Source organism: Caballeronia terrestris (assembly GCF_001544515.1).
In the GTDB taxonomy this organism is placed as follows: Bacteria; Pseudomonadota; Gammaproteobacteria; order Burkholderiales; family Burkholderiaceae; genus Caballeronia; species Caballeronia terrestris.
Map to the genome: position 1 here is coordinate 21887 of NZ_FCOL02000035.1, position 21570 is coordinate 43456.

Annotated in this window: 23 protein-coding genes; 18 read left to right on the forward strand and 5 right to left on the reverse strand. The window is 64.2% G+C overall.

Annotated features, from left to right (window positions below; translation table 11 throughout):
* Window positions 1-26 precede the first annotated feature (26 nt).
* The 11 genes from can (at window position 27) to bioB (ending at window position 10693) form a co-directional block, all read left to right on the forward strand.
* Window positions 27-797 (forward strand): carbonate dehydratase, encoded by a 771-nt coding sequence (can, locus tag AWB67_RS23805; RefSeq protein ID WP_087658679.1) that lies wholly within the window; start codon window positions 27-29, stop codon window positions 795-797.
* Window positions 790-1983 (forward strand): acetyl-CoA C-acetyltransferase, encoded by a 1194-nt coding sequence (locus tag AWB67_RS23810; RefSeq protein ID WP_087658680.1) that lies wholly within the window; start codon window positions 790-792, stop codon window positions 1981-1983. Before can ends, AWB67_RS23810 begins: the two co-directional genes overlap by 8 nt.
* 21 nt (window positions 1984-2004) lie before the next feature.
* On the forward strand, window positions 2005-2682 hold the full coding sequence (locus AWB67_RS23815) for an SDR family oxidoreductase (protein ID WP_087658681.1): 678 nt from the start codon (window positions 2005-2007) through the stop codon (window positions 2680-2682).
* A 14-nt stretch (window positions 2683-2696) separates the two neighbouring features.
* Complete coding sequence (locus AWB67_RS23820) at window positions 2697-3305, forward strand: glutathione S-transferase family protein (RefSeq protein ID WP_087658682.1); 609 nt, start codon at window positions 2697-2699, stop codon at window positions 3303-3305.
* Window positions 3302-3721, forward strand: a complete 420-nt coding sequence (locus AWB67_RS23825) for a YchJ family protein (protein ID WP_087658683.1) — start codon at window positions 3302-3304, stop codon at window positions 3719-3721. The genes AWB67_RS23820 and AWB67_RS23825 overlap by 4 nt, the downstream gene beginning before the upstream one ends.
* 335 nt (window positions 3722-4056) lie before the next feature.
* Entirely contained in the window at window positions 4057-5295 is a 1239-nt protein-coding gene (locus tag AWB67_RS23830) for a dienelactone hydrolase family protein (protein ID WP_087658684.1), read from the forward strand.
* 229 nt (window positions 5296-5524) lie between these two features.
* Window positions 5525-6322: an enoyl-CoA hydratase/isomerase family protein gene (locus AWB67_RS23835; protein WP_087658711.1), complete on the forward strand. Its 798-nt coding sequence runs from the start codon at window positions 5525-5527 to the stop codon at window positions 6320-6322.
* Window positions 6323-6364: 42 nt separating this feature from the next.
* Window positions 6365-7693, forward strand: a complete 1329-nt coding sequence (bioA, locus tag AWB67_RS23840) for an adenosylmethionine--8-amino-7-oxononanoate transaminase (RefSeq protein ID WP_087658685.1) — start codon at window positions 6365-6367, stop codon at window positions 7691-7693.
* Window positions 7690-8892: an 8-amino-7-oxononanoate synthase gene (gene bioF, locus AWB67_RS23845; protein ID WP_087658686.1), complete on the forward strand. Its 1203-nt coding sequence runs from the start codon at window positions 7690-7692 to the stop codon at window positions 8890-8892. Before bioA ends, bioF begins: the two co-directional genes overlap by 4 nt.
* A complete protein-coding gene (gene bioD / locus AWB67_RS23850) occupies window positions 8889-9614 on the forward strand; it encodes a dethiobiotin synthase (protein WP_087658687.1) in 726 nt (241 codons plus the stop codon). The genes bioF and bioD overlap by 4 nt, the downstream gene beginning before the upstream one ends.
* 29 nt (window positions 9615-9643) lie before the next feature.
* On the forward strand, window positions 9644-10693 hold the full coding sequence (gene bioB, locus AWB67_RS23855) for a biotin synthase BioB (protein ID WP_087658688.1): 1050 nt from the start codon (window positions 9644-9646) through the stop codon (window positions 10691-10693).
* Between the two features lie 60 nt (window positions 10694-10753).
* On the opposite strand, the gene AWB67_RS23860 is transcribed toward bioB, so the two are convergent.
* Window positions 10754-11776 carry a sulfate ABC transporter substrate-binding protein gene (locus AWB67_RS23860; protein ID WP_374729847.1) on the reverse strand — a complete coding sequence of 341 codons (1023 nt, stop codon included), beginning with the start codon at window positions 11774-11776 and terminating at the stop codon, window positions 10754-10756.
* Between the two features lie 55 nt (window positions 11777-11831).
* A complete protein-coding gene (locus tag AWB67_RS23865; RefSeq protein ID WP_087658690.1) occupies window positions 11832-12443 on the reverse strand; it encodes an RBBP9/YdeN family alpha/beta hydrolase in 612 nt (203 codons plus the stop codon).
* Between the two features lie 169 nt (window positions 12444-12612).
* Between AWB67_RS23865 and AWB67_RS23870 the strand changes: the two genes are divergently transcribed.
* Genes AWB67_RS23870 through AWB67_RS23895 form a run of 6 tightly spaced genes read left to right on the forward strand, consistent with a single transcriptional unit; the run spans window position 12613 to window position 17021 of the window.
* The gene (locus AWB67_RS23870) at window positions 12613-13095 is read left to right on the forward strand and encodes a VOC family protein (protein ID WP_200822294.1); all 483 of its coding nucleotides are present in this window, start codon (window positions 12613-12615) and stop codon (window positions 13093-13095) included.
* A gap of 1 nt (window position 13096) precedes the next feature.
* Complete coding sequence (locus tag AWB67_RS23875) at window positions 13097-14038, forward strand: 2-hydroxyacid dehydrogenase (protein WP_087658691.1); 942 nt, start codon at window positions 13097-13099, stop codon at window positions 14036-14038.
* Window positions 14039-14070: 32 nt separating this feature from the next.
* Window positions 14071-14994 carry a hydroxymethylglutaryl-CoA lyase gene (locus AWB67_RS23880; protein ID WP_087658692.1) on the forward strand — a complete coding sequence of 308 codons (924 nt, stop codon included), beginning with the start codon at window positions 14071-14073 and terminating at the stop codon, window positions 14992-14994.
* 19 nt (window positions 14995-15013) lie between these two features.
* Window positions 15014-15520 carry a YbaK/EbsC family protein gene (locus AWB67_RS23885; protein ID WP_087658693.1) on the forward strand — a complete coding sequence of 169 codons (507 nt, stop codon included), beginning with the start codon at window positions 15014-15016 and terminating at the stop codon, window positions 15518-15520.
* 35 nt (window positions 15521-15555) lie between these two features.
* The gene (locus AWB67_RS23890) at window positions 15556-16113 is read left to right on the forward strand and encodes a DUF1289 domain-containing protein (RefSeq protein WP_235025282.1); all 558 of its coding nucleotides are present in this window, start codon (window positions 15556-15558) and stop codon (window positions 16111-16113) included.
* Window positions 16110-17021, forward strand: a complete 912-nt coding sequence (locus tag AWB67_RS23895) for an MBL fold metallo-hydrolase (protein ID WP_087658695.1) — start codon at window positions 16110-16112, stop codon at window positions 17019-17021. Before AWB67_RS23890 ends, AWB67_RS23895 begins: the two co-directional genes overlap by 4 nt.
* A gap of 162 nt (window positions 17022-17183) precedes the next feature.
* Here the strand turns inward: AWB67_RS23895 and AWB67_RS23900 are convergent, their stop codons facing one another.
* Complete coding sequence (locus AWB67_RS23900; RefSeq protein WP_087658713.1) at window positions 17184-18074, reverse strand: alpha/beta fold hydrolase; 891 nt, start codon at window positions 18072-18074, stop codon at window positions 17184-17186.
* Between the two features lie 285 nt (window positions 18075-18359).
* On the opposite strand from AWB67_RS23900, the gene AWB67_RS23905 reads away from it, so the two are divergent.
* Window positions 18360-19322: an NAD(P)H-dependent flavin oxidoreductase gene (locus tag AWB67_RS23905; protein WP_087658696.1), complete on the forward strand. Its 963-nt coding sequence runs from the start codon at window positions 18360-18362 to the stop codon at window positions 19320-19322.
* A 69-nt stretch (window positions 19323-19391) separates the two neighbouring features.
* Here the strand turns inward: AWB67_RS23905 and AWB67_RS23910 are convergent, their stop codons facing one another.
* Window positions 19392-20474 (reverse strand): porin, encoded by a 1083-nt coding sequence (locus AWB67_RS23910; protein WP_087658697.1) that lies wholly within the window; start codon window positions 20472-20474, stop codon window positions 19392-19394.
* Between the two features lie 472 nt (window positions 20475-20946).
* A complete protein-coding gene (locus AWB67_RS23915; protein ID WP_087658698.1) occupies window positions 20947-21342 on the reverse strand; it encodes a hypothetical protein in 396 nt (131 codons plus the stop codon).
* Window positions 21343-21570 lie beyond the last annotated feature (228 nt).

The following is a 21570-nucleotide window of genomic DNA, read 5'->3' on the forward strand; positions in this document are numbered from 1 at the left end:
CGGCAGCCGCTTTCAAACGACACATCATGAACACGTATAACGATCAAAACCCGCTCTCGCACCTGTTCGACAACAACGCAGCGTGGGTCGAGCGCATGCTCGCGGAAGATCCCGAGTACTTTTCGCGCCTGGCTCACCAGCAGGCGCCGGAGTATCTGTGGATCGGCTGCTCCGACTCGCGCGTACCCGCGAACCAGATCATCGGCTTGCCGCCGGGCGAAGTGTTCGTGCACAGAAACATCGCGAACGTGGTCGTGCACTCGGATCTGAACGCTTTGTCCGTGATCCAGTTCGCCGTCGATCTGCTGAAGGTGAAGCACATCATGGTGGTCGGGCACTATGGCTGCTCGGGCGTCGGCGCGGCGCTCGTCAGCCGGCGCGTCGGTCTCGCGGACAACTGGCTGCGCCACGTCGAGGACGTGCGCGAAAAGCACGCGGCGCTGCTCGACGGCTGGCCGATGGGCGACGCGCGGCATCGCAGGCTCGTCGAGCTGAACACGATCGAGCAGACGGTGAACGTGTGCCGCACGACCATCGTCAACGATGCGTGGGCGCGCGGCCAGGAACTGACCGTGCACGGCTGGACGTATGGCGTGCACGACGGCCGCGTGCGCAACATGGGCATGATGATCAGCGCGCACGACCAGATCGAATCGACGTATCAATCCTGCCTCGCGGAACTGGCACGCGGCGGCGCGCACTCGAGCGAAAACGACGTCATCGCCTCGGATGCAGCACGCCTCGGCGACATTCCCGCTCTCGTCCAAGGTGTTATCAAGGAGTTGAAACATGAGTGAGACAAATCGTGATCCGGTCGTCATCGTGTCCGCAGCGCGCACGCCGATGGCGGCTTTTCAGGGCGACTTCGCATCGATGACGGCGCCCGAGTTGGGCGCCGTCGCGATCGCGGCGGCGCGCGAGCGCGCGGGTATCGCGCCCGAGCAGATCGACGAAGTCGTGTTCGGCTGCGTGCTTCCAGCGGGCCAGGGCCAGGCGCCCGCGCGACAGGCCGCGCTCGGCGCAGGCCTGCCGCTCGCGGCCGGTTGCACGACGGTCAACAAGATGTGCGGCTCCGGCATGCGCGCCGCGATGTTCGCGCACGACATGCTGCTCGCGGGCTCGGCCGACGTGATCGTCGCGGGCGGCATGGAGAGCATGTCGAACGCGCCGTACCTGCTTCCGAAGGCGCGCGGCGGCATGCGCATGGGACACGGTCAAGTGCTCGACCACATGTTCCTCGACGGCCTCGAAGACGCCTACGAAAAGGGGCGCCTGATGGGCACATTCGCGGAACAGTGCGCGTCGTCGTATTCGTTTTCGCGCGAATCGCAGGATGCGTTCGCGATCGAATCGCTGCGCCGCTCGAAGCTCGCGAACGAGGACGGTTCGTTCGCGTGGGAGATCGCGCCGGTCACGGTGAAGGGCCGCAAGGGCGATACGATCATCGATCGCGACGAGCAGCCCTTCAAGGCCGACATCGACAAGATCGCGACGCTCAAGCCCGCGTTCGCGAAGGACGGCACGGTGACGGCGGCGAATTCGTCTTCGATCTCCGATGGCGCCGCCGCGCTCGTATTGATGCGCGAATCGACGGCGAAGCGTCTCGGCGTCACGCCGCTCGCGCGTGTCGCGGGGCACAGCACCTTTGCGCAGCAGCCTGCGCTGTTCACGACGGCGCCGGTGGGCGCGATCCGCAAGCTCTTCGAGAAGAACGGCTGGCGCGCGAACGACGTCGATTTGTACGAGATCAACGAGGCGTTTGCTGTCGTCACGATGGCGGCCATGCGCGAGCATGATCTGCCGCATGACAAGGTGAACGTGCACGGCGGCGCGTGCGCGCTCGGGCATCCGATCGGCGCATCGGGCGCGCGGATTCTAGTCACGCTGATCGGCGCGTTGAGGCACCGCGGGTTGAAGCGCGGCGTCGCGAGTTTGTGCATCGGCGGCGGGGAAGCGACGGCGATGGGGGTAGAGCTGGTTTAAGCCTTTGACCCAAGGATCGACATGAAAACCGTACTGATCGTCGGCGCGTCGCGTGGCCTGGGTCACGAGTTCGCGCGCGAATATTCCCGCGACGGCTGGCGCGTGCTGGCCACCGCGCGCGACAAGGCGTCGCTTCACTCGCTCGACGCGATGGGCGCGCAGACCTTCTCGCTCGATGTCACGCAGCCCGAGCAGGTCGCGGCGCTCGCGTGGCAACTGGACGGCGAGCAGCTCGATGTCGCGATCATCGTGTCGGGCGTGTACGGGCCGCGCACGGAAGGCGTCGAGCCGGTCAATGCCGACGATTTCGACGACGTCATGCGCACCAACGTGCACGGCCCGATGCAACTGATCCCCGTGCTGCTGCCCCTCACCGACGCCGCACACGGCGTGCTCGCGGTTCTGTCGAGCCGGATGGGCAGCATCGGCACGGCGAGCGGCACGACGGGCTGGCTTTATCGCGCGAGCAAGGCGGCGTTGAACTCGGTGCTCAAGGTGGCGTCGCTCGAGACGCGGCATTCCGCGTGCATCGCGCTGCATCCGGGCTGGGTACGCACGGACATGGGCGGATCGTCGGCGGCGATCGATGTTGCGCATAGCGTCGGCGGCATGCGCTCGGTGATCGCCGAGGCGGGGGCGATGCGGGATCAATTCAACGGCAGCTTCGTGCAGTACGACGGCACGAAGATCGACTGGTAAACGAGGGACATTGAGTGACTTATCAAGTGCATGGTGTTTCGGCTTCGGGCAATTGCTACAAGGTCAGGCTCGCGCTCGAGCAACTGAACTTGCCCTACGTTTGGCATGAGGTCGACATGATGAGCGGCGCCACGCGCACCGACGCATTTCGTCGACTCAATCCAAACGGCAAGGTGCCGGTGCTGCAGATCGACGACACGACGTGCCTCTCCGAATCCGACGCGATCCTCTGCTATCTTGCCGAAGGCACGCCGCTGATGCCAGCCGACCGCCTCGCGCGTGCGCAGGTACTGCAATGGATGTTCTTCGAGCAATACAGCCACGAACCAAACGTCGCGGTGGCGCGCTTTATTCTGCAGTTCCTGAAAAAGGCCGACGATCCGCGCTTGCCGGAGAAGATTGCGGGGTCGCATCGCGCCCTGGACGTGATGGAGTCGCATCTCGCGACGCGCATGTTTTTCGTCGGCGAAAGCTATTCCGTCGCTGATATCGCGCTGTACGCGTACACCCACGTCGCCGCCGAGGCGAATCTCGACCTGTCGCGCTATCCTGCGATTCGCGCGTGGATCGAGCGCGTGCGCACGCAGCCGCGTCATATCGACATGCCGGGCGTCGATCAGTGAAGCCGGTCGAGTGTCCGTGCGGCGGGGCGTCGCCGGCGCGCCGCCCGAACGATCGCGCGCCGCGCTACGCCGACTGCTGCGGCCGCTTCATCGAAGGGGGCGCGTTACCAGCGAACGCGATGGAACTGATGCGTTCGCGCTACACCGCCTATGTGCTCGGCGACACGCCGTATCTCCGCGCGACCTGGTCCGACGCAACGCGTCCACCCGATCTCGACGCTTCAGCAGATACCCAAACACGCTGGCTCGGCTTACAAATCAAACGTCATATCGAAATCGATCCGGATCACGGCGAAGTGGAATTCGTCGCGAGATACAAGACTGGCGGGCGTGCGCACCGACTTCACGAAACGAGCCGCTTTGTGCGTAGGGAAGGCCGCTGGCTATATATCGATGGCAATGTAAGCGACAAATAATAATTCGGTAAGAAATCTGGTTCAACCTGTTAAGCGTTTCCTACAATAATTCAGTATTAATTCCCTTTCGTCTGATTAAGCGAGTAGTTACAGGGGTAATGCTGATTGTTCACACTGTTTTTGTCCGGTTACTCTTTGACTACGCCAAAGCGCTCGCATCTGCGCTTAGACGCCCGTATTGAAGCCAATTGTCCTGTCTGTTCAAGACATGACTCCCGGAAACCCGCCGTCATACTGCTTTCAAGGTAAGCAGGGAGATCGGTTTGTGACTTCGGCTTGTCTTCTCAATCTGGGCCACACCGTATCAACGTCGTTTTAGCGGCTGGAGTGAAGGGATGGGAATCAGAGCCTTATTGGTCGGATGGAGCTTGTTGTGCGCCGCCGGGACGCTGCAGTCCCTCGCGCACGCCGAACCGATCGGGGGCACACGCCAATCCGAAGGACTCCAGGCACCCGCCTTCGGCCAGATTCCCAATGCTACCGATACCGCCCTCCCCGCCGTCGACAATGGTCTGAACGAAACCGTCATCCGCATCCCGGAAGGCGACGTCACGCTCCAGACGACCGTGTTCAAGCCGGACGGCGCCGGTCCCTTCCCGATGATCGTGTTCAATCACGGCAAGCTCCCCGGCGACGCGCACAACCAGCCGCGCAATCGTCCGCTCGCGCTCGCACGCGAATTCGTGCGGCACGGTTATGTCGTCGTGGTGCCGAATCGCCGCGGTTTCGCCGAATCCGGCGGCGAGTACGCCGGCCACGGCTGTGATGTCGAAGCGAACGGCTACGAGCAGGCGCACGATGTCGCGGCCGCCGTCGCGTACATGAGCGAGCAGCCGTACGTGGACAAGACGCATATCGTCGTCGGCGGCACGTCGCACGGCGGGATGACCGCCATCGCCTACGGGGCGCGCGACGCCGTCTCCGCACCCGGTGTGCGGGGCCTGATCAACTTCTCCGGCGGCCTGCGTCAGGACGAATGCGCCGGCTGGCAGAAAAACCTCACCGCCGCGTTTGGCTCGTACGGCGAGAAAGTGCGCTTGCCATCGCTCTGGCTCTACGGCGCGAACGATTCCGTCTGGCAAGGCGAGCTCGCCGGCCAGATGTACACCGCGTTCACCGAACACGGCGCGAAGGCGCAGATGTTCGACTTCGGCGCGTACAAGAACGACGCGCACCGTCTCGTCGGCGATCGCGACGGCGTGCAGGTCTGGTGGCCGCGCGTCAAGGCCTTCCTTGCGCAGATCGGCATGCCGACCTCGGTGCTGTATCAGGTCTCCGAGCCGCGCGCACCGAAAGCGAGCGGCTACGCGAGCCTCGACGCCGTGACCGCCGTCCCGTTCCTCGACGAAGGCGGACGCGTCGGCTACCGCAACTTCCTGCACCAGTATTCGAGCCGCGCGTTCGCGGTGTCGGATTCGGGCGCATGGTCGTGGGCCGAAGGCGGCGACGACCCGATGTCGGTTGCCATCGCGAGCTGCCAGAAGCAGAGCAGCGATCCGTGCCGGCTCTACGCGGTCGATGATGCCGTCGTCTGGCGCGATTCCAGCGCCGACACGCAGACGGCCTCGCGCTGAACGCGTCTCCCGCATCCGATTTCCAGCGCCGGCCCCGAGCCGGCGCTTTCGCATCGCCTCCCGCAAAAAGCCAAAACAAGCGCTCTCGTTGAGCGAAGTTACGCGTGTTATCGAGATTGGCGGCACTCACCGCGATCGGCGCAAACCGCTGCAATCCGTGCCGGAATCGAATTACGTCGCGAATTTGGAGATAATCGGTTTCTCGTCGTCCACCTTGCAAAGACTTCCCATGACCGATGCACTGAACCTGCAGCGCCTCAAGTTCACCGTTGTCGGGCACATCGCCCGCGTGACGCTCGATCGCCCCGACGTGCGCAACGCCTTCGACGACGCGACGATCGTCGAGCTCACCGCCGCCTTCCGCGCGCTCGACGACGACGCGAGCGTGCGCGCGGTGATCCTCGCGGCGAACGGCCCGGCGTTCTGCGCGGGCGCGGACCTGAACTGGATGAAGCGCATGGCGGGTTACTCGGACACCGAGAACCGCTCTGACGCGCTCAGCCTCGCGACGATGCTCAACACGATCCACACGTGCAGCAAGCCGGTGATCGCGCGCGTGCAGGGCGACGCATACGCGGGCGGCATGGGGCTCGTCGCCGCGTGCGACATCGCCATCAGCGCGGATACGGCGAACTACTGCCTGTCCGAAGCGAAGCTCGGCCTGATGCCCGCGACGATCGCGCCCTATGTAATTCGCGCGATGGGCGCGCGCGCCGCGCACCGCTATTTCGTGACCGCCGAACGTTTCGATGCCGCCGAAGCGTTGCGCATCGGCTTCGTGCATCAGGTGGTCGCCTCGGATCAGCTCGATGCGAGCGTCGACGCCGTGGCCGCATCGATCGTCGCGAACAGTCCGAACGCCGTGCGCGAGTGCAAGCAACTGGTGGCCGACATGGCGGGCAAGACGATCGACGACACCCTGATCGCCGATACGGCCGATCGCATCGCACGCATCCGTTCTTCCGATGAAGGGCGCGAAGGCGTGCGCAGTTTTCTGGAGAAGCGCAAGCCTTCCTGGCTCGCGTGACAGCAAGAGACATGCGCGAGTCGCGCATGTCGTGGAGTCGCTTTGAACACAGAAGCTAATGAAGACTGGGTCGCGCGTTCGCTCGCTGCCGTGTGGCATCCGTGCACCCAGATGAAGCATCACGAGCGCCTGCCGCTCATTCCGGTCGCGCGCGGTAAAGGCGCGTGGCTCTACGGCCACGACGGCCGCCGCTATCTCGATGGCATCAGTTCGTGGTGGGTCAATCTGTTCGGCCACGCGAACCCGCACATCAACGCGGCGCTCAAGGATCAGCTCGATACGCTCGAACACGCGATGCTCGCGGGCTGCACGCACGAGCCTGCGGTGCTGCTCGCCGAGCGGCTTTCCGCGCTGACGCAGCACACGCTCGGCCATGCGTTCTTCGCGTCCGATGGCGCATCAGCGGTCGAGATCGCGCTGAAGATGAGCTTTCACTACTGGCGCAACAAAGGACAAACGCAGAAGAGCGAGTTCGTGTGTCTCGCGAACAGCTATCACGGCGAGACGATCGGCGCGCTCGGCGTCACCGACGTCGCGCTCTTCAAGGACGCTTACGATCCGCTGATTCGGCACGCGCATGTAGTCACGTCGCCCGATGCGCGCAAGGGCGCGGATGCGGTGCGCATCGCACTCGCCGACATGCGCAAGCTCTTCGAAGCGCGCGCGCAGCATCTGGCGGCGGTGATCGTCGAGCCGCTCGTGCAGTGTGCCGCCGGCATGGCGATGTACGATCCCTCGTATCTGACGGCACTGCGCGTGCTTTGCGACGAATTCGGCGTGCATCTGATCGCCGATGAAATCGCCGTCGGCTGCGGACGGTCGGGCACTTTCTTCGCGTGCGAGCAGGCATCGATCTGGCCGGACTTCGTGTGTTTGTCGAAGGGGATCAGCGGCGGTTATCTGCCGCTCTCGATCGTGCTCACGCGCGATGAAATCTACGCCGCCTTCTACGACGACGACATGACACGCGGCTTCCTCCACTCGCATTCGTACACGGGCAATCCGCTCGCGTGCCGGGCGGCGCTCGCAACACTCGATCTCTTCGAAACCGCCGACGTGTTCAACGAAAACCGCCGCAAGTCGTCGATATTGAGTGCTGGGTTGAAGCCGCTGGCCGATCATCCGAACGTTCGCAATCTGCGCGAGCGCGGGACGATCTTCGCGTTCGATGCGGTCATCAAAGACGCTTCTCGAGCCCGCACGTTCTCACGGCGTTTCTTCGAAAACGCCCTGAAAGAAGAGCTTTTGTTGCGCCCGATCGGTACGACCGTGTATCTCATGCCGCCCTACATTCTCGACGATGACGAGCTCGCGCTGCTTGCCGATCGCACCCGCGCGACCTTCGAAGCGACGCTCGCGGAGGCCGCATGAGCAACACATCAGACGCACTCTTCGACACACTGAAACAGGGCCTCGCCGATATCGACGCGCGCGGCCTGCGCCGCCGACGTCGCATCGCCGACAGCGCGTGCGCCGCGCACATGACGGTGGACGGCCGCGCGATCATCGGCTTCGCGAGCAACGACTATCTCGGGCTCGCCGCGCATGACAAGCTGCGCGCGGCGCTCACTGAAGGCGCGACGCTTTACGGCGCGGGCAGCGGCGGCTCGCATCTGCTCGGCGGCCACTCGCGCGCCCACGCGCAACTCGAAGACGACCTCGCCGAATTCAGCGGCGGCTTCGTCGACAATCCGCGCGCGCTCTATTTCAGCACCGGCTACATGGCGAACCTTGCGGTGCTCTCGACGCTCGCGGGGCGCGGCACGCTCGTCTTCTCCGATGCGCTGAACCACGCGTCGCTGATAGATGGCGTGCGGCTCTCGCGCGCCGACGTGCATATCTATCCGCACGCGGACGTGGAAGCGCTCGACGCGATGCTCGATGCATCGTCGGGCGACGCGGCCACGAAGGTGATCGTCACCGATAGCGTCTTCAGCATGGACGGCGATATCGCGCCGCTCACGCGCCTCGTTGAACTCGCCGAGCGCTACGGCGCGTGGCTCGTCGTCGACGATGCGCATGGATTCGGCGTTCTCGGCCCGCTTGGACGCGGCGCGCTTGCAGCGGCCGCGCTGCGCTCGCCGCATCTCGTCTATGTCGGCACGCTCGGCAAGGCGGCGGGCGTCGCGGGCGCGTTCGTCGTCGCGCATGAGACGGTCATCGAATGGCTCGTGCAGCGCGCGCGGCCGTACATCTTCACGACGGCGTCGCCGCCTGCGGTGGCGCATGCGGTGTCGGCGAGCATCGCGATCATCGGCAGCGACGAAGGCGACGCGCGCCGCCAGCATCTCGCCGCGCTAATCGAGACGACGCGCGCGATGTTGAAGCGCACGCGCTGGCTTCCCGTCGATTCGCACACGGCCGTGCAGCCGCTCGTGATCGGCGGCAACGACGAGACGCTCGCGCTCGCCGCCGCGCTCGATGCAAAGGGCCTGTGGGTTCCCGCGATTCGGCCGCCGACCGTGCCCGCTGGCACGTCGCGTCTGCGGATCTCGCTGTCGGCCGGACATAGCGACGACGACCTTGCGCGTTTGAACGACGCGCTATCGACCTTGAGCGAGCAATCATGAACGCGCCCGTCTCCTTTTTCGTTGCCGGCACCGATACCGAGATCGGCAAGACGCTCGTATCGGCGGCGCTGCTGCACGGCTTCGCGCAGCAAGGCCTGCGCGCCGCCGCGATGAAGCCGATCGCGGCCGGCGCGTTCGAGCGCGACGGCGTCTGGCACAACGAAGACGCCGATCAGCTCGATGCCGCCGCAAACGTCGCGCTCCCGCCCGACGTTCGCACGCCGTACCTGCTGAAAGAACCGGTCGCGCCGCACATTGCTGCCGCGCGCGAGAACGTGGCGCTCGATATCTCGCGCATCGTCGATGCACACAAGCTCGCGATGGCTCAAGCCGACGTGGTCGTGGTGGAAGGCGTCGGCGGTTTTCGCGTGCCGCTCACCGACGTGCACGACACCGCCGATCTCGCGTTCGCGCTCGATCTGCCGGTAGTGCTGGTGGTCGGCATGCGGCTCGGGTGCATCAGCCATGCGTTGCTGAGCGCCGAGGCGATCGCGTCGCGCGGCCTGCGGCTCGCGGGCTGGGTCGCGAACCACGTCGATCCGAATATGCTCTACCCTGCCGAGAACATCGAAGCGATCCGGCTTCGGCTCGACATCCAGTACAACGCGCCGCTGATCGGCACCGTTCCTCATCTCGCGCCGCCCGATGCCCGGGAGGCGGCAAGCCATATCGATTCGACCCTGCTATTGCAGTCGCTTCGCGCGGACAACGCAGGTCAGTGATTCACGCTCCAAGCACAAGGATTGATCTCATGACACAAGCACACATCGCCCAGGCGCAATCGACGCAAGGACAAACACCGACGCAAGCGCGCTGGCGCGTCGCGGATGTCGTCGCGCTCTACGATCTGCCGTTCAACGACTTGCTGTATCGCGCGCAGACCGTGCATCGCGAGCATTTCGATCCGAACACGGTGCAGCTTTCGACGCTGCTGTCGATCAAGACGGGCGGTTGCGAAGAGGATTGCGCGTACTGTCCGCAATCGGTGCATCACGATACCGGGCTGAAGGCCGACAAGCTGATGGAAGTCGATGCCGTGCTGAAGGCCGCGGAGATTGCGAAGTCGAACGGCGCGACCCGTTTTTGCATGGGCGCGGCGTGGCGCAATCCGAAGGATCGTCATCTCGAACCGATCAAGGACATGATTCGCGGCGTGAAGGCTTTGGGGCTGGAAACGTGCGTGACGCTCGGCATGCTTGAGGCGCATCAGGCGGAAGGCCTGCGCGAAGCGGGCCTCGACTACTACAACCACAATCTCGATACGTCGCCGGAGTTCTACGGCCAGATCATCTCGACGCGCACGTATCAGGACCGCCTAGACACGCTCGAACGCGTGCGCGATGTCGGCATCAACGTGTGCTGCGGCGGGATAGTCGGGATGGGTGAGTCGCGGCGCGAGCGGGCGGGTCTCATTACGCAGCTCGCGAACATGGACCCGTACCCGGAATCGGTGCCGATCAACAATCTCGTGCAGGTCGAAGGCACGCCGCTCACCGGCACGGCGCCGCTCGATCCGTTCGAATTCGTGCGGACGATCGCAGTCGCGCGCATCACGATGCCGGGCGCGATGGTGCGTCTCTCAGCGGGACGCGAGCAGATGGACGAGGCGCTGCAGGCGCTGTGCTTCGCGGCCGGCGCGAATTCGATTTTTTACGGCGACCAGTTGCTCACCACGAGCAATCCGCAAGCGGAGGCCGATCGCAAGCTGCTCGAACGGCTCGGGATTCGTGCGGAGGCGTCGCAGAAGGAGGAGGAGCCGCACGCGTGCGATACGAAGTGTGGGCACGCGCAGATTAATTGAGGCGCCTTGCTCCGCGAAAAAGCCCGCATTTGCGGGCTTTTTCGCGTTTAAGGCCGTCGATCACTTCTTGTCGACGACGACCTGATCGAACGTCCCGCCATCGGAGAAGTGCGTTTTCTGCGCGTTCTGCCAGCTACCGAAAATCTGCTCGACGGTGAACGTCTTCAGCGGCTTGAACTCGCTCGCGTGCTTGGCCAGCACCTCCGCGTTACGCGGACGCAGATGATGCTGCGCGATGATCTCCTGCCCCGCCGGCGTGTACAGATACTCTAGGTAAGCCTGCGCAACCTTGCGCGTGCCGCGCTTGTCCACCACCTTGTCGACGATCGTCACTGGCGGCTCCGCGAGCAGGCTCATCGACGGATACACGGCGTCGAAATCCTTCGCGCCCACGCCGGTATCGATCAGCGCGACTTCGTTCTCGAACGTCACCAGCACGTCGCCGATGCCGCGCTGCGTGAAGGTCGTAGTCGCGCCGCGCCCGCCCGTGTCTAGCACCGGCACGTTCTTGAAGATCGCTTTCTCGAAGTCCTGCGCCTGGGCATCGGTTGCGCCCTGCTGCTTCTTGTAGCCCCACGCGGCGAGATAGGAATAGCGCCCGTTGCCCGACGTCTTCGGATTCGCGATCACGACCTGCACGCCGGGCCGCGCGAGATCGCTCCAGTCCTTGATGTTCTTCGGGTTGCCCTGGCGCACGAGGAACACCATCGTCGTCGTGTAGGGCGCGCTGTTGTCCGGCAGACGCGTGCGCCAGTTCGCGGGCACGAGCTGGCCGTTTTCGGCGAGCAGGTCGATGTCGTTCGGCTGGTTCATCGTGACGACGTCGGCCTGCAGGCCCTGCATTACCGACAGCGCCTGCGCGCTCGACGCGCCATGCGACTGGCGGACCGATATCGTTTCACCCGACTTTTTCTTGTAGTCCGCGACGAAGGCGGTGTTGATGTCCTTGTAGAGTTCGCGCGTGACGTCGTACGAAACGTTGAGCAGCGACGTGTCCGCGTGGGCGCATGCGGCGGCGAGGCTCAGCGCGGCCACGAGCGCGGTTTTGATTAACTGCATTTTGTCTCCCTTTATCGAACGCAAAAAAGGCCGCGTGAAAGCGGCCGTCTGGCTGGATTCTATCGAAACGCGTTTGAATCTAACCATACGCATACAACTCAGGCAATTTCGCGCGGTAATCCTCGGCGTCCCCAAACCGCAGCGGCGCCGCGAGATGAATCAGTGTATCGACGAAATACTTCGCGCGCGGCCACGGACCGAAGCCCGCCGCGGTATTGATATGCCCCGCATCGCCGAGATTCACAAACGCGCTGCCAAAGCGTGCGGCGAGTTCGCGCGCATGATCGAACGGCATCCACGGATCGGTTTCGCTGCCGACGAGAATCGACGGCACGCCCAGCCGCCCCGCATCGAACGCGCCGGCGAAGCGGAACTTCTCCGGGCTCGCCGGCGCGACGAACAGCACACCCGCCACGTCCGCACCGATGCCGCCGCGCGCGAGCGCATACGCCGTCGCGAGACAGCCGAAGCTGTGCGCCGCGATCACAACCGGCCCGCGCTCCTTCAAAAGCCGCTCGCGCACGGCGTTCGCCCAGGTATCGAGATGCGGCGCGTCCCAGTCTGCCTGCTCGACGCGCGCCGACCGCCGATACTGCCGCTCCAGCCACGTCTGCCAGTGCGCGCCCTCGCTGCCGTGCAAGCCGGGCACGGTCACGAGCCGCGGCGGCCAGCCTGACCTGCATCTGTTCATATCGACCTCGCTGCCGGCATTGGCCGGCTCCTCTCATGAAGCATTCTCCGGTGCGCCCGCACGCGGACGAACCAATATTTCGTCATTTGTTTATGGCGATGCGGTTCGCGCGTGGAGCGCACGCACGGGCAAGACCGTAAAATGAAGTCAAACCCAACTCGGAGGCCGTATGTCAGATTTGCCTGGTGTGTCCACCGATCAACCCGCCGCTGCGGACCGTTCGAGAACCCTCCGAACGCTGCAGCCGTTCCACCTCGCTTTCCCCGTGACGAGCCTCGCGAACGCCCGCGCGTTCTACGGCGATCTGCTCGGCTGCCCGGAAGGACGCAGCTCGCCCGAGTGGGTCGATTTCGATTTCTTCGGCCATCAACTCGTCGCGCATCTCGCGCCCGGTGAAGTGCGGCCGCCCGCGAAGAACGCCGTCGATGGCGACGACGTTCCGGTGCGCCACTTCGGCGTCGTACTGTCGATGGACGACTGGCATACGCTTTCGGAACGTCTGCAAGGCGTCGGCACGCAGTTCATCATCGAGCCGCATATCCGCTTCAAAGGCGAAGTCGGCGAGCAGGCGACGATGTTCTTCCTCGATCCCTGCGGCAACGCGCTCGAATTCAAGGCGTTCGCGGACATCGGCAGCCTCTTTGCGAAGTGACATGAAGATCCTCTTCTACGAACAGCACGCCGATGCCGCACTCTGGATGCACGATCTTGCGCGCGAATTGCCTGAGGCCGATTTGCGCGAGTGGCAACCCGGCGACACCGCGCCCGCCGATTACGCGATCGTCTGGCGCGCGCCGCGCGAACTGTTCGCGAACCGGCCGGACCTGAAAGCGGTGTTCAACCTGGGCGCGGGCGTCGATGCGATTCTCGACGTCGAGCGCAAGGAGCCCGGCACGCTGCCGCCGAACGCGAAGCTCGTGCGGCTCGAAGACACCGGCATGGCGCAGCAGATGGTCGAATACGCGACGCACGCGGTGCTGCGCTACATGCGCCGATTCGACGAATACGACACGCTGCAGCGCGAAGGAGGCTGGGAAAAGCTCAAGACGCATCCGCGCGCGAGTTTCACGGTAGGCGTGCTCGGGCTCGGCGTGCTGGGCACGGAAGTCGCGCGTTCGCTGACGGCGCTCGGCGTGCCGGTGCGCGGATACAGCCGCAGCGAGAAGCAAGTCGACGGCGTGGCGACCTACGCGGGCGATGCGCAATTCGACGCGTTCCTCGATGGCGTGAAGGTGCTGATCAACCTGCTGCCCCACACGCCCGACACCGAAGGCGTGCTGAATCGCCGGACGTTTGCGAATCTTGCGCACGGTGCGTATCTGGTGAATCTCGCGCGCGGCGCGCATCTCGTCGATGAGGACTTGCTGCACGCGTTGGAAAGCGGCCAGATCGCGGCGGCGACGCTCGATGTTTTCCACACGGAGCCACTTCCCGCCGATCATCCGTTCTGGCGGACGCCGCGCGTGACGATCACGCCGCATATCTCAGCCGAGACGCTGCGTGAGGAAAGCATCGTGCAGATCGCGCAGAAAGTGAAAGCGATGGAGCGCGGCGAGCCGATCGGCGGTATCGTCGATTTGAAGCGCGGGTATTAGTCGCAACAAGAGCTGCAAATAGGAGACAAAGCATGGCCCCCACCAAAGTAAAAATTGTCGAAGTCGGGCCGCGCGACGGCTTGCAGAACGAGAAGGAATTCGTCGCGACCGAGACCAAGATCGAACTCGTGAACCGGCTGTCGCAAGCCGGCTTGCAGAACGTCGAGTCGGCGTCGTTCGTGTCTCCAAAGTGGGTGCCGCAGATGGCCGACGGCGCCGCCGTCATGGCCGGCATAGCGCGCCGCCCCGGCACGATCTACTCCGTGCTCACGCCGAACATGCGCGGCTTCGAAGGCGCGCTCGAAGCAAAAGCCGACGAAGTCGTGATCTTCGGTGCGGCGAGCGAGGCGTTTTCGCAGAAGAACATCAACTGCAGCATCGCGGAGAGCATCGCGCGCTTCGAGCCGGTCGCGAAAGCCGCGAAGGAAGCGGGCGTGCGGCTGCGCGGCAGCATCTCGTGCTCGCTCGGCTGCCCGTATCAGGGCGAGGTGCCGGTGGCATCGGTGGTCGATGTCGTCGAGCGGATGAAGGCGCTCGGCTGCGACGAAATCGATATCGCCGATACGATCGGCGTCGGCACGGCGAAGCGCACGCGTGAAGTGGTCGCGGCGGTGTCGAAGGTGTTTCCGCGCGAGCGACTGTCGGGCCACTTCCACGATACCTACGGGCAAGCCGTCGCGAACATCTATGCGGCGTTGCAGGAAGGGATCGAGATTTATCACGCGTCGGTCGCGGGGCTCGGCGGCTGTCCGTATGCGAAGGGCGCGACCGGAAACGTCGCGACGGAGGACGTCGTCTACCTGATGAACGGCCTCGGCATCGAGACGGGCATCGACCTCGATCAGTTGATCGAAATCGGCGATTTCATCTCGCGCGCGATCGGCAAGCCGAGCGCATCGCGTGCGGGCCGTGCGCTGCTCGCGAAGAAACGCGACGGTGTGGCGCCCTGCGTTTAAACCATTCGGAAAGGACACAATGAACGACATGCAGAACCTCGACGCGTTGCCCGATTCGGCCCGGCGCGTCGCCTTGCTGTTGCAGGAGCGCGGCCACGCGAGCCCCGTCGTGATGCTGCCGGAAACCGGCAAGACGTCGGCGGAAGCGGCGGCGGGCCTCGGCTGCTCGGTGGCGCAGATCGCGAAGTCGATCCTCTTTCGCCGCCGCGACGACGACGCGCCGGTGCTCGTGATCGCAAGCGGCGTGAATCGAGTCGACGAAAAGAAGGTCGCGGCGCGCGTGGGCGCATTGGCGCGCGCGGACGCGAAGTTCGTGCGCGAGAAGACCGGTTATGCGATCGGCGGCGTCTGCCCGATCGGCCACGCGAGCCCGCCCGTCACGCTGATCGACGAAGACCTGCTCGCGCTCGACAGCCTGTGGGCCGCTGCCGGCCATCCGCACGCGGTGTTCAATCTCACGCCGCAGGATCTCGTAGCGCTGACAGGCGCGCCCGTCGTCGATGTCGCGTTGCGCGAGCCTGCATGAACGCGGTCGCGTCGCCGTGTATCGACGTCTGCCGGATGAACCCGGCGACCGGTTTCTGCGACGGCTGCTTTCGCACGATCGACGAAATCGCGCAGTGGTCGGCGCTCGATGACGCGGCGAAGCAGGCGGTGCTGCACAGGAGCCAGAGCCGTCGCAAGGGCGCGCGTGTCGTCGTGATCGGCGAGCGCTTTTCCGCGACACTTTCCTTGCCGCCCGATTCGATCAAATCGTTCGCGACGCTCGTGAACGACCAGAACCCCCTGCATCACGACGACACCTACGCCGCAGCGAGCCGTTTCGGTTCACTGATCGCATCGGGCACACAGCCGACCGCGCACATGATGGCGATGCTCGCCACGCACTTCTCGCAATACGCGCAGCCGCTCGGCCTCGAATTCGGCGTGAAGCTGACGCGCGCGGTGAAAGCGCACGACGTGCTCACGATGACGTGGCACGTCACCGATGCCAAGTGGAAGCCGGGCCTCAAAGGCGACCTCGTCACGCTCGAAGGCGAGGCGTGCAATCAGCACGGCGAGACGGTGATGAAAACGACTGCGACGATCGTCGTCATGCCCAAGGAGCGGCGCGAATGATCGCCTTTCCCGCATCGATGCGCGTGTTCGAGCGCGGCTGGCTGTCGTCGAACAACGTGCTTTTCATCGACGACGAATGCACCGCGCTCGTCGATACCGGCTACGCGACGCACGCCCCGCAAACGCTCGCGCTCGTGCAGCAGGCACTCGGCGCACGCAAGCTCGACCTGATCGTGAACACGCATTTGCACTCGGACCACTGCGGCGGCAACGCGCTGCTGCAAGCCGCCTACGCTTGCGAGACGCTGATCCCATCGACCGAAGCCGACGTAGTTCGCGACTGGGACGAGGACGCCCTCACCTTCCGCGCGACCGGCCAGCGTTGCGATCGTTTCGCATTCAGCGGCACGCTTAACGCCGGATCGCGCTTGAGACTCGGCGGCCTCGACTGGTCCGCGCTCGGCGCGCCCGGGCACGATCCACATTCGCTGATGCTCTATTGCGCCGACGAACGCATCCTCATCAGCGCCGACGCGTTGTGGGAAAACGGCTTCGGCGTGATCTTCCCGGAACTCGAAGGCGAAAGCGGTTTCGCCGAGCAGCGCGCGGTGCTCGACCTGATCGCGACACTCGATGTCCGCGCCGTCGTGCCGGGCCACGGCGCGCCGTTCACCGACGTATCGCGCGCGCTCGACACCGCATCGTCGCGGCTCGACTATCTGCGCGCTGATCCCGCGCGCAACGCGAAGAACGCGCTGAAGGTGCTGATCGTGTTCAAGCTGATGGAAATGCGCGCCATGCCGTTCGATGCGTTGCTGAACCTGACCGCATCCGCGCGTGTGATGCGCGCCGCCGCGGGGCTGCTCGCTCTGCCCGAAGCACGGCCTGCGTTGCTGAAACAGTGCGTGGAAGAACTGGCGCGCGGCGGCGCCGTGCGGATCGATGGCGAGACGATTCTCGCTGCTTGAACAACAAGAAGCGGGCAAAAAGAAAGCCGCTTGTCAGCTACGGCAAGCGGCGTAATTTATAGACGTGATCAGCGTCGATTGCATCGTAACGCGAGCCAGAATGACGTGCATCGGTGCTTTCCCTACAAAATTTTAACGCGCACATTTACGGCAGATAACCGCTCAACGCTCGCTCGCTTCAAAGAACGACAGCACCTCTTCAAGTAACGCCTGAGGTTCTTCTTCGGGAATGTAGTGGCCGCAAGGCAGCGCGCGGCCGCTGACATCGCGCGCGACGCGGCGCCATTCGTCGAGCGGTTCGAAGCAGCGTTCGATCACACCCTCCTTGCCCCACAGCACGCGCAGCGGACACGCGATCTTGTGTCCCCGTTCAAGATCCGCGCGATCGTGTTCGAGATCGATCGATGCCGACGCGCGGTAGTCCTCGCACATCGCGAACACCGCCCCCGGCGACGCAAGCGCATCGCGATAAGCCTGCAACGCGTGCGGCGCGAACGGTTTGAGCCCCGCGTGGCGGCTGCCCATCACGCGCTCGATATACGCATTCGTATTCCCGCCGACCAGCAGTTCCGGCAGCGGCGACGGCTGGATCAGAAAGAACCAGTGAAAGTACGCCGTCGCGAATTCGCGATTGGTCGCTTCGTACATCGCGAGCGTCGGGGCGATGTCGAGCAGCATCAGACGATCGACGGCTTCGGGGAAATCCAGCGCCATCCGGTGCGCGACGCGCGCGCCGCGATCGTGCGCGCATACGAGGAAGCGTTCGAAGCCGAAGTGGCGCATGACCGCGACCTGATCGGCGGCCATCGCGCGCTTCGAATACGGCTTGTGCTCGGCGTCGCTCTTGGGCTTGCCCGACGCGCCGTAGCCGCGCAAGTCGGTCGCGATCACCGTGAAATGCTGCGCGAGAACCGGCGCGCACTTGTGCCAGATTTCATGCGTCTGCGGATGGCCATGCATCAACAGCAACGGCGGCCCGCTGCCGCCCTTCATCCCGAAAATGTCGGGGCCGGCGGCATCGACACGAAACGGCTGATAGTCCTCGAAGGGCATGGTGGCGTTCTCGTCGTGACGGGTGCGGATCATTGTATGCGCGCCACACGCCGCGTAACGATTGACCAGCATGACTTTCGACGAAACCGAAGACTTCCTCGGGAATCCTCCCAGCATCGCCTCGCCGCCGAATCGCCTATAATCGAACGATCGTTCTATAGTGGCGCGTGACGTTCCGTTCAACGCCCCGATTTCTCAAAATAATCCTGGCGTGCGATTTTTTCGGGCGACGGTCGTAGAATTCACCGACCCACGCATCGCACGCCAAAACAGGAGACACACGTCATGGCATTACCCGCCGTCCTGCAACATCTCGCGCTGCCGGTCGTGGCTTCGCCGATGTTCATCGTCAGCTATCCCGAACTCGTGCTCGCACAGTGCAAGGCGGGCATCGTCGGGTCGTTTCCGGCGTTGAACGCGCGCCCTTCCGAATTGCTCGACGAATGGCTCACGCAGATCCAGGCATCGCTAGCCGAGCACAAGGCGGCTCATCCGGACGCGAACATCGGGCCGATCGCGGTAAACCAGATTGTCCATCAGTCCAATGCGCGGCTCGAACGGGACGTGCGCGTGTGCGTCGAGCACGAAGTGCCAATCTTCATCACGAGCCTGCGCGCACCGGTCAAGGAGATGATCGACGCCGTCCACAGCTACGGCGGCATCGTGCTGCACGACGTGATCAACATCCGCCACGCGCAGAAGGCGCTGGAAGCGGGCGTCGACGGACTGATCCTCGTCGCGGCGGGCGCGGGCGGACACGCGGGCACGACCTCGCCGTTCGCGCTCGTCGGCGAAGTGCGGCGTATTTTCGACGGCCCGATCGTGCTCTCCGGATCGATTGCGAACGGCGGCTCGATCCTCGCCGCCCAGGCGATGGGCGCGGACCTCGCGTACATGGGCACGCGCTTCATCGCGACGCGCGAGGCGCATGCGCACGAGAGCTACAAGAGCGCGATCGTCGATGCGAGCGCCGCCGACATCATCTACACGAACCTCTTCACCGGCGTGCACGGCAACTACATCCGCGAGAGCATCGTGAACGCGGGGCTCGATCCCGAGGCGCTGCCCGAATCGGACAAGACCGCGATGAATTTCGGCGACGGCTCGAGCAAGACGAAGGCGTGGAAGGACATCTGGGGCGCGGGACAGGGCGTCGGGCTGATGCACGACGTGCCGAGCGTCGGCGAGCTCGTTGCGCGGCTGAAGCAGGAGTATGACGAGGCGAAGGCGCGAATCGGCGTCGCCTGAACCCAGCCTTTGATAACAAACACCGCGTCCCAGGACGCGGTGTTGTCGTTTTGGCGTACCGCCTTGCGCTTAGAACTTTGCGCGCAGGCCCACGCCGTACGTGTTGCCCGACGAGATGCTCGTGTACTTGTCGTTCAGGTACGCGGCGTAGACGTCGGTGCGCTTCGAAAGCGGGTAGTCGTAGCCGACCGCCCAGCTCTTGTGCGTCTGGTCGAGGCCGCCGTTGCTGCGCGAGTATGCATACGACGCCATCACCGTGCCCGGCCCGACCGGCACCGTCACGCCGCCCTGCCCCGTGTTGACGTGGAAGCTGCCGGTTTCGATGTCGTTCTTCGTGTACATGTACTGCAGGAAGAATTTCACGTACTTCAGGTCATACGAGGCGCCCGCCTGCGCGACGCTTTGGCTCTTGTAACCCGCGACGAGCGTCGAGAGATCGCCCGGCGTGTTGTTGTAGTTGACGTACTGGTAGACGCCGGTCGCCGCGAACGGGCCGTGGAAGTACAGGAACTGCGCGCTGTACTTCTTCGAGCGGCCGTCGCCCGCCTGGTTGCCGAAGCTGTACATCGCGCTGCCGGACAAGCCGCTGAAGTCGGGCGTCGTGTACTGCACCGAGTTGTTCCACCCCGAATCACCGACCACGCCCTGGTCCGTCGTGTACGTCGGGAACGTGCCCTGACCGAGGAACACGTGGTAGACCATCGGCGAGAAGACGTACGAATCGATGAACGGGTTGAACAGGATCGTCGAGACGAAGAGTTGCGTCGTCAGGCGGCCGGCGGTGAACGTGCCGTACGGCGCCTGGATGCCGACGTAGGCGTTACGCGCAAAGAACGTGTCGCCGGTGAAGCGGCCGAACTGGCCGTTCTGGGCGCGGAAAAAGCTTTCGAGAGTGAAGATCGCCTTGTAGCCGTTGCCGAGGTCTTCGGCGCCCTTCAAGCCCCAGTAGGACGTCGACATGCCGCCGCCGCTCACGTTCCAGGCGCGATCGCTGCCGGGAAACTTGGTGGCGCCCACCCATTCGTCGACCTGGCCGTAAAGCGAAACACTCGATTGCGCCTGCGCCGAGCCGGCCGCAAGCATGCCGAACGTGGCGGCGATTACGGTGGCCTTGACCGTTGCCTTAAGCGCACGGTTGACGGTTGGCTTCATGAACTCTCCTGTCGTTTGTCAAAAGTTAAAGCGTTGGCGGGCAAGCCTCATGACTTGCCTCGTCAGACCGGCGTGATGGGTTGTACCGCTGGGCTTGCGGCCTTCTCTGGAGCGGGACCATCTTTACGGATCATTTTTCCGGTCAAAAATCTTTTTGGTTATTGCGGGTATAGCGCTTCCAGTACTAAGGGCTCGTCGCACTTCTTTCGCGACGCGAATTCACGATCGATACGCGATGCTTACAACGCGCCTGCGCCCCATGCCACGGGGCCGCGCGCGGTAAAACGAACGATCGATGAATATGAGATGGCGCGCGCAGGCCGCATTGTCGGTGTGCGCAAAAAAGAGGGGAATTGTTGCGAGGGTTCTTGTGCGCGAGTGTGGCGCGCTTACGTCACAGACGCGGGAAGTCTGGACGCGGCATTAATTTTTTGTTCTGGAGAAGGAGACGACGCGTGGGCTCGACCGCAGGTTAATTGCGGTAAGTCGCGTTGGAAGGTGCGCGGGAGTCGTCGGCCGGACGGCTCTGCGGACGAGGAATGCTGCGTTCCTCGTTGTAGCGCGCAATGTCGGCGCGGATCGATCCGGAGCCGCGCATCGGCACCGCTTGCTCGGCGCGCGGCACGCCGCGCACTTCCGCGCTGATCGGCGTCAGGCCATCCTTGGCGCCGACCTGCGTGAAGCGCAGCGTCTGGGGCGCCTTGTGCGCGAGGTCGCTGCTGGGCGCAGCGCGTTCGGCCGGGCCGCCAGCGGTCAGCCAGACGCCACCCGGCGTACCGGCGAGCGCAAGCGACGCCACCACCGTGACCGAACCGATCGCGGTGGCAACAAACCATCGAAACGTCTTGCGAAAGCCTCTGGGCGCCATGTCGATACTGCGTATTGTCCGACTTGATCCGGCTTCTCGGGCGGCGAAAAACTCGCGCGGACGACCAAGCGACCGGTCGTTGTCGGAGCTTTGCGGATGCCCCATTGCGGAGAATGGGCACACCCGGCAACCGGTGTATCGACAATTTATGGCCCCGCGAGGCCGTAGTCGAGCCAAAAAGTGTTAGACCTGCTCAATGGTTGTAACACCATGTTACTACACGGTTTT

Excerpts from the sequence above, each read along its gene's own strand:
- can (WP_087658679.1), top strand. The coding sequence starts at position 27 with ATGAACACGTATAACGATCAAAACCCGCTCTCGCACCTGTTCGACAAC.
- AWB67_RS23810 (WP_087658680.1), top strand. The coding sequence starts at position 790 with ATGAGTGAGACAAATCGTGATCCGGTCGTCATCGTGTCCGCAGCGCGC.
- AWB67_RS23815 (WP_087658681.1), top strand. The coding sequence starts at position 2,005 with ATGAAAACCGTACTGATCGTCGGCGCGTCGCGTGGCCTGGGTCACGAG.
- AWB67_RS23830 (WP_087658684.1), top strand. The coding sequence starts at position 4,057 with ATGGGAATCAGAGCCTTATTGGTCGGATGGAGCTTGTTGTGCGCCGCC.
- AWB67_RS23835 (WP_087658711.1), top strand. The coding sequence starts at position 5,525 with ATGACCGATGCACTGAACCTGCAGCGCCTCAAGTTCACCGTTGTCGGG.
- bioF (WP_087658686.1), top strand. The coding sequence starts at position 7,690 with ATGAGCAACACATCAGACGCACTCTTCGACACACTGAAACAGGGCCTC.
- bioD (WP_087658687.1), top strand. The coding sequence starts at position 8,889 with ATGAACGCGCCCGTCTCCTTTTTCGTTGCCGGCACCGATACCGAGATC.
- bioB (WP_087658688.1), top strand. The coding sequence starts at position 9,644 with ATGACACAAGCACACATCGCCCAGGCGCAATCGACGCAAGGACAAACA.
- AWB67_RS23865 (WP_087658690.1), bottom strand. The coding sequence starts at position 12,443 with ATGAACAGATGCAGGTCAGGCTGGCCGCCGCGGCTCGTGACCGTGCCC.
- AWB67_RS23870 (WP_200822294.1), top strand. The coding sequence starts at position 12,613 with ATGTCAGATTTGCCTGGTGTGTCCACCGATCAACCCGCCGCTGCGGAC.
- AWB67_RS23875 (WP_087658691.1), top strand. The coding sequence starts at position 13,097 with ATGAAGATCCTCTTCTACGAACAGCACGCCGATGCCGCACTCTGGATG.
- AWB67_RS23880 (WP_087658692.1), top strand. The coding sequence starts at position 14,071 with ATGGCCCCCACCAAAGTAAAAATTGTCGAAGTCGGGCCGCGCGACGGC.
- AWB67_RS23885 (WP_087658693.1), top strand. The coding sequence starts at position 15,014 with ATGAACGACATGCAGAACCTCGACGCGTTGCCCGATTCGGCCCGGCGC.
- AWB67_RS23890 (WP_235025282.1), top strand. The coding sequence starts at position 15,556 with ATGAACCCGGCGACCGGTTTCTGCGACGGCTGCTTTCGCACGATCGAC.
- AWB67_RS23895 (WP_087658695.1), top strand. The coding sequence starts at position 16,110 with ATGATCGCCTTTCCCGCATCGATGCGCGTGTTCGAGCGCGGCTGGCTG.
- AWB67_RS23900 (WP_087658713.1), bottom strand. The coding sequence starts at position 18,074 with ATGCCCTTCGAGGACTATCAGCCGTTTCGTGTCGATGCCGCCGGCCCC.
- AWB67_RS23905 (WP_087658696.1), top strand. The coding sequence starts at position 18,360 with ATGGCATTACCCGCCGTCCTGCAACATCTCGCGCTGCCGGTCGTGGCT.
- AWB67_RS23910 (WP_087658697.1), bottom strand. The coding sequence starts at position 20,474 with ATGAAGCCAACCGTCAACCGTGCGCTTAAGGCAACGGTCAAGGCCACC.
- AWB67_RS23915 (WP_087658698.1), bottom strand. The coding sequence starts at position 21,342 with ATGGCGCCCAGAGGCTTTCGCAAGACGTTTCGATGGTTTGTTGCCACC.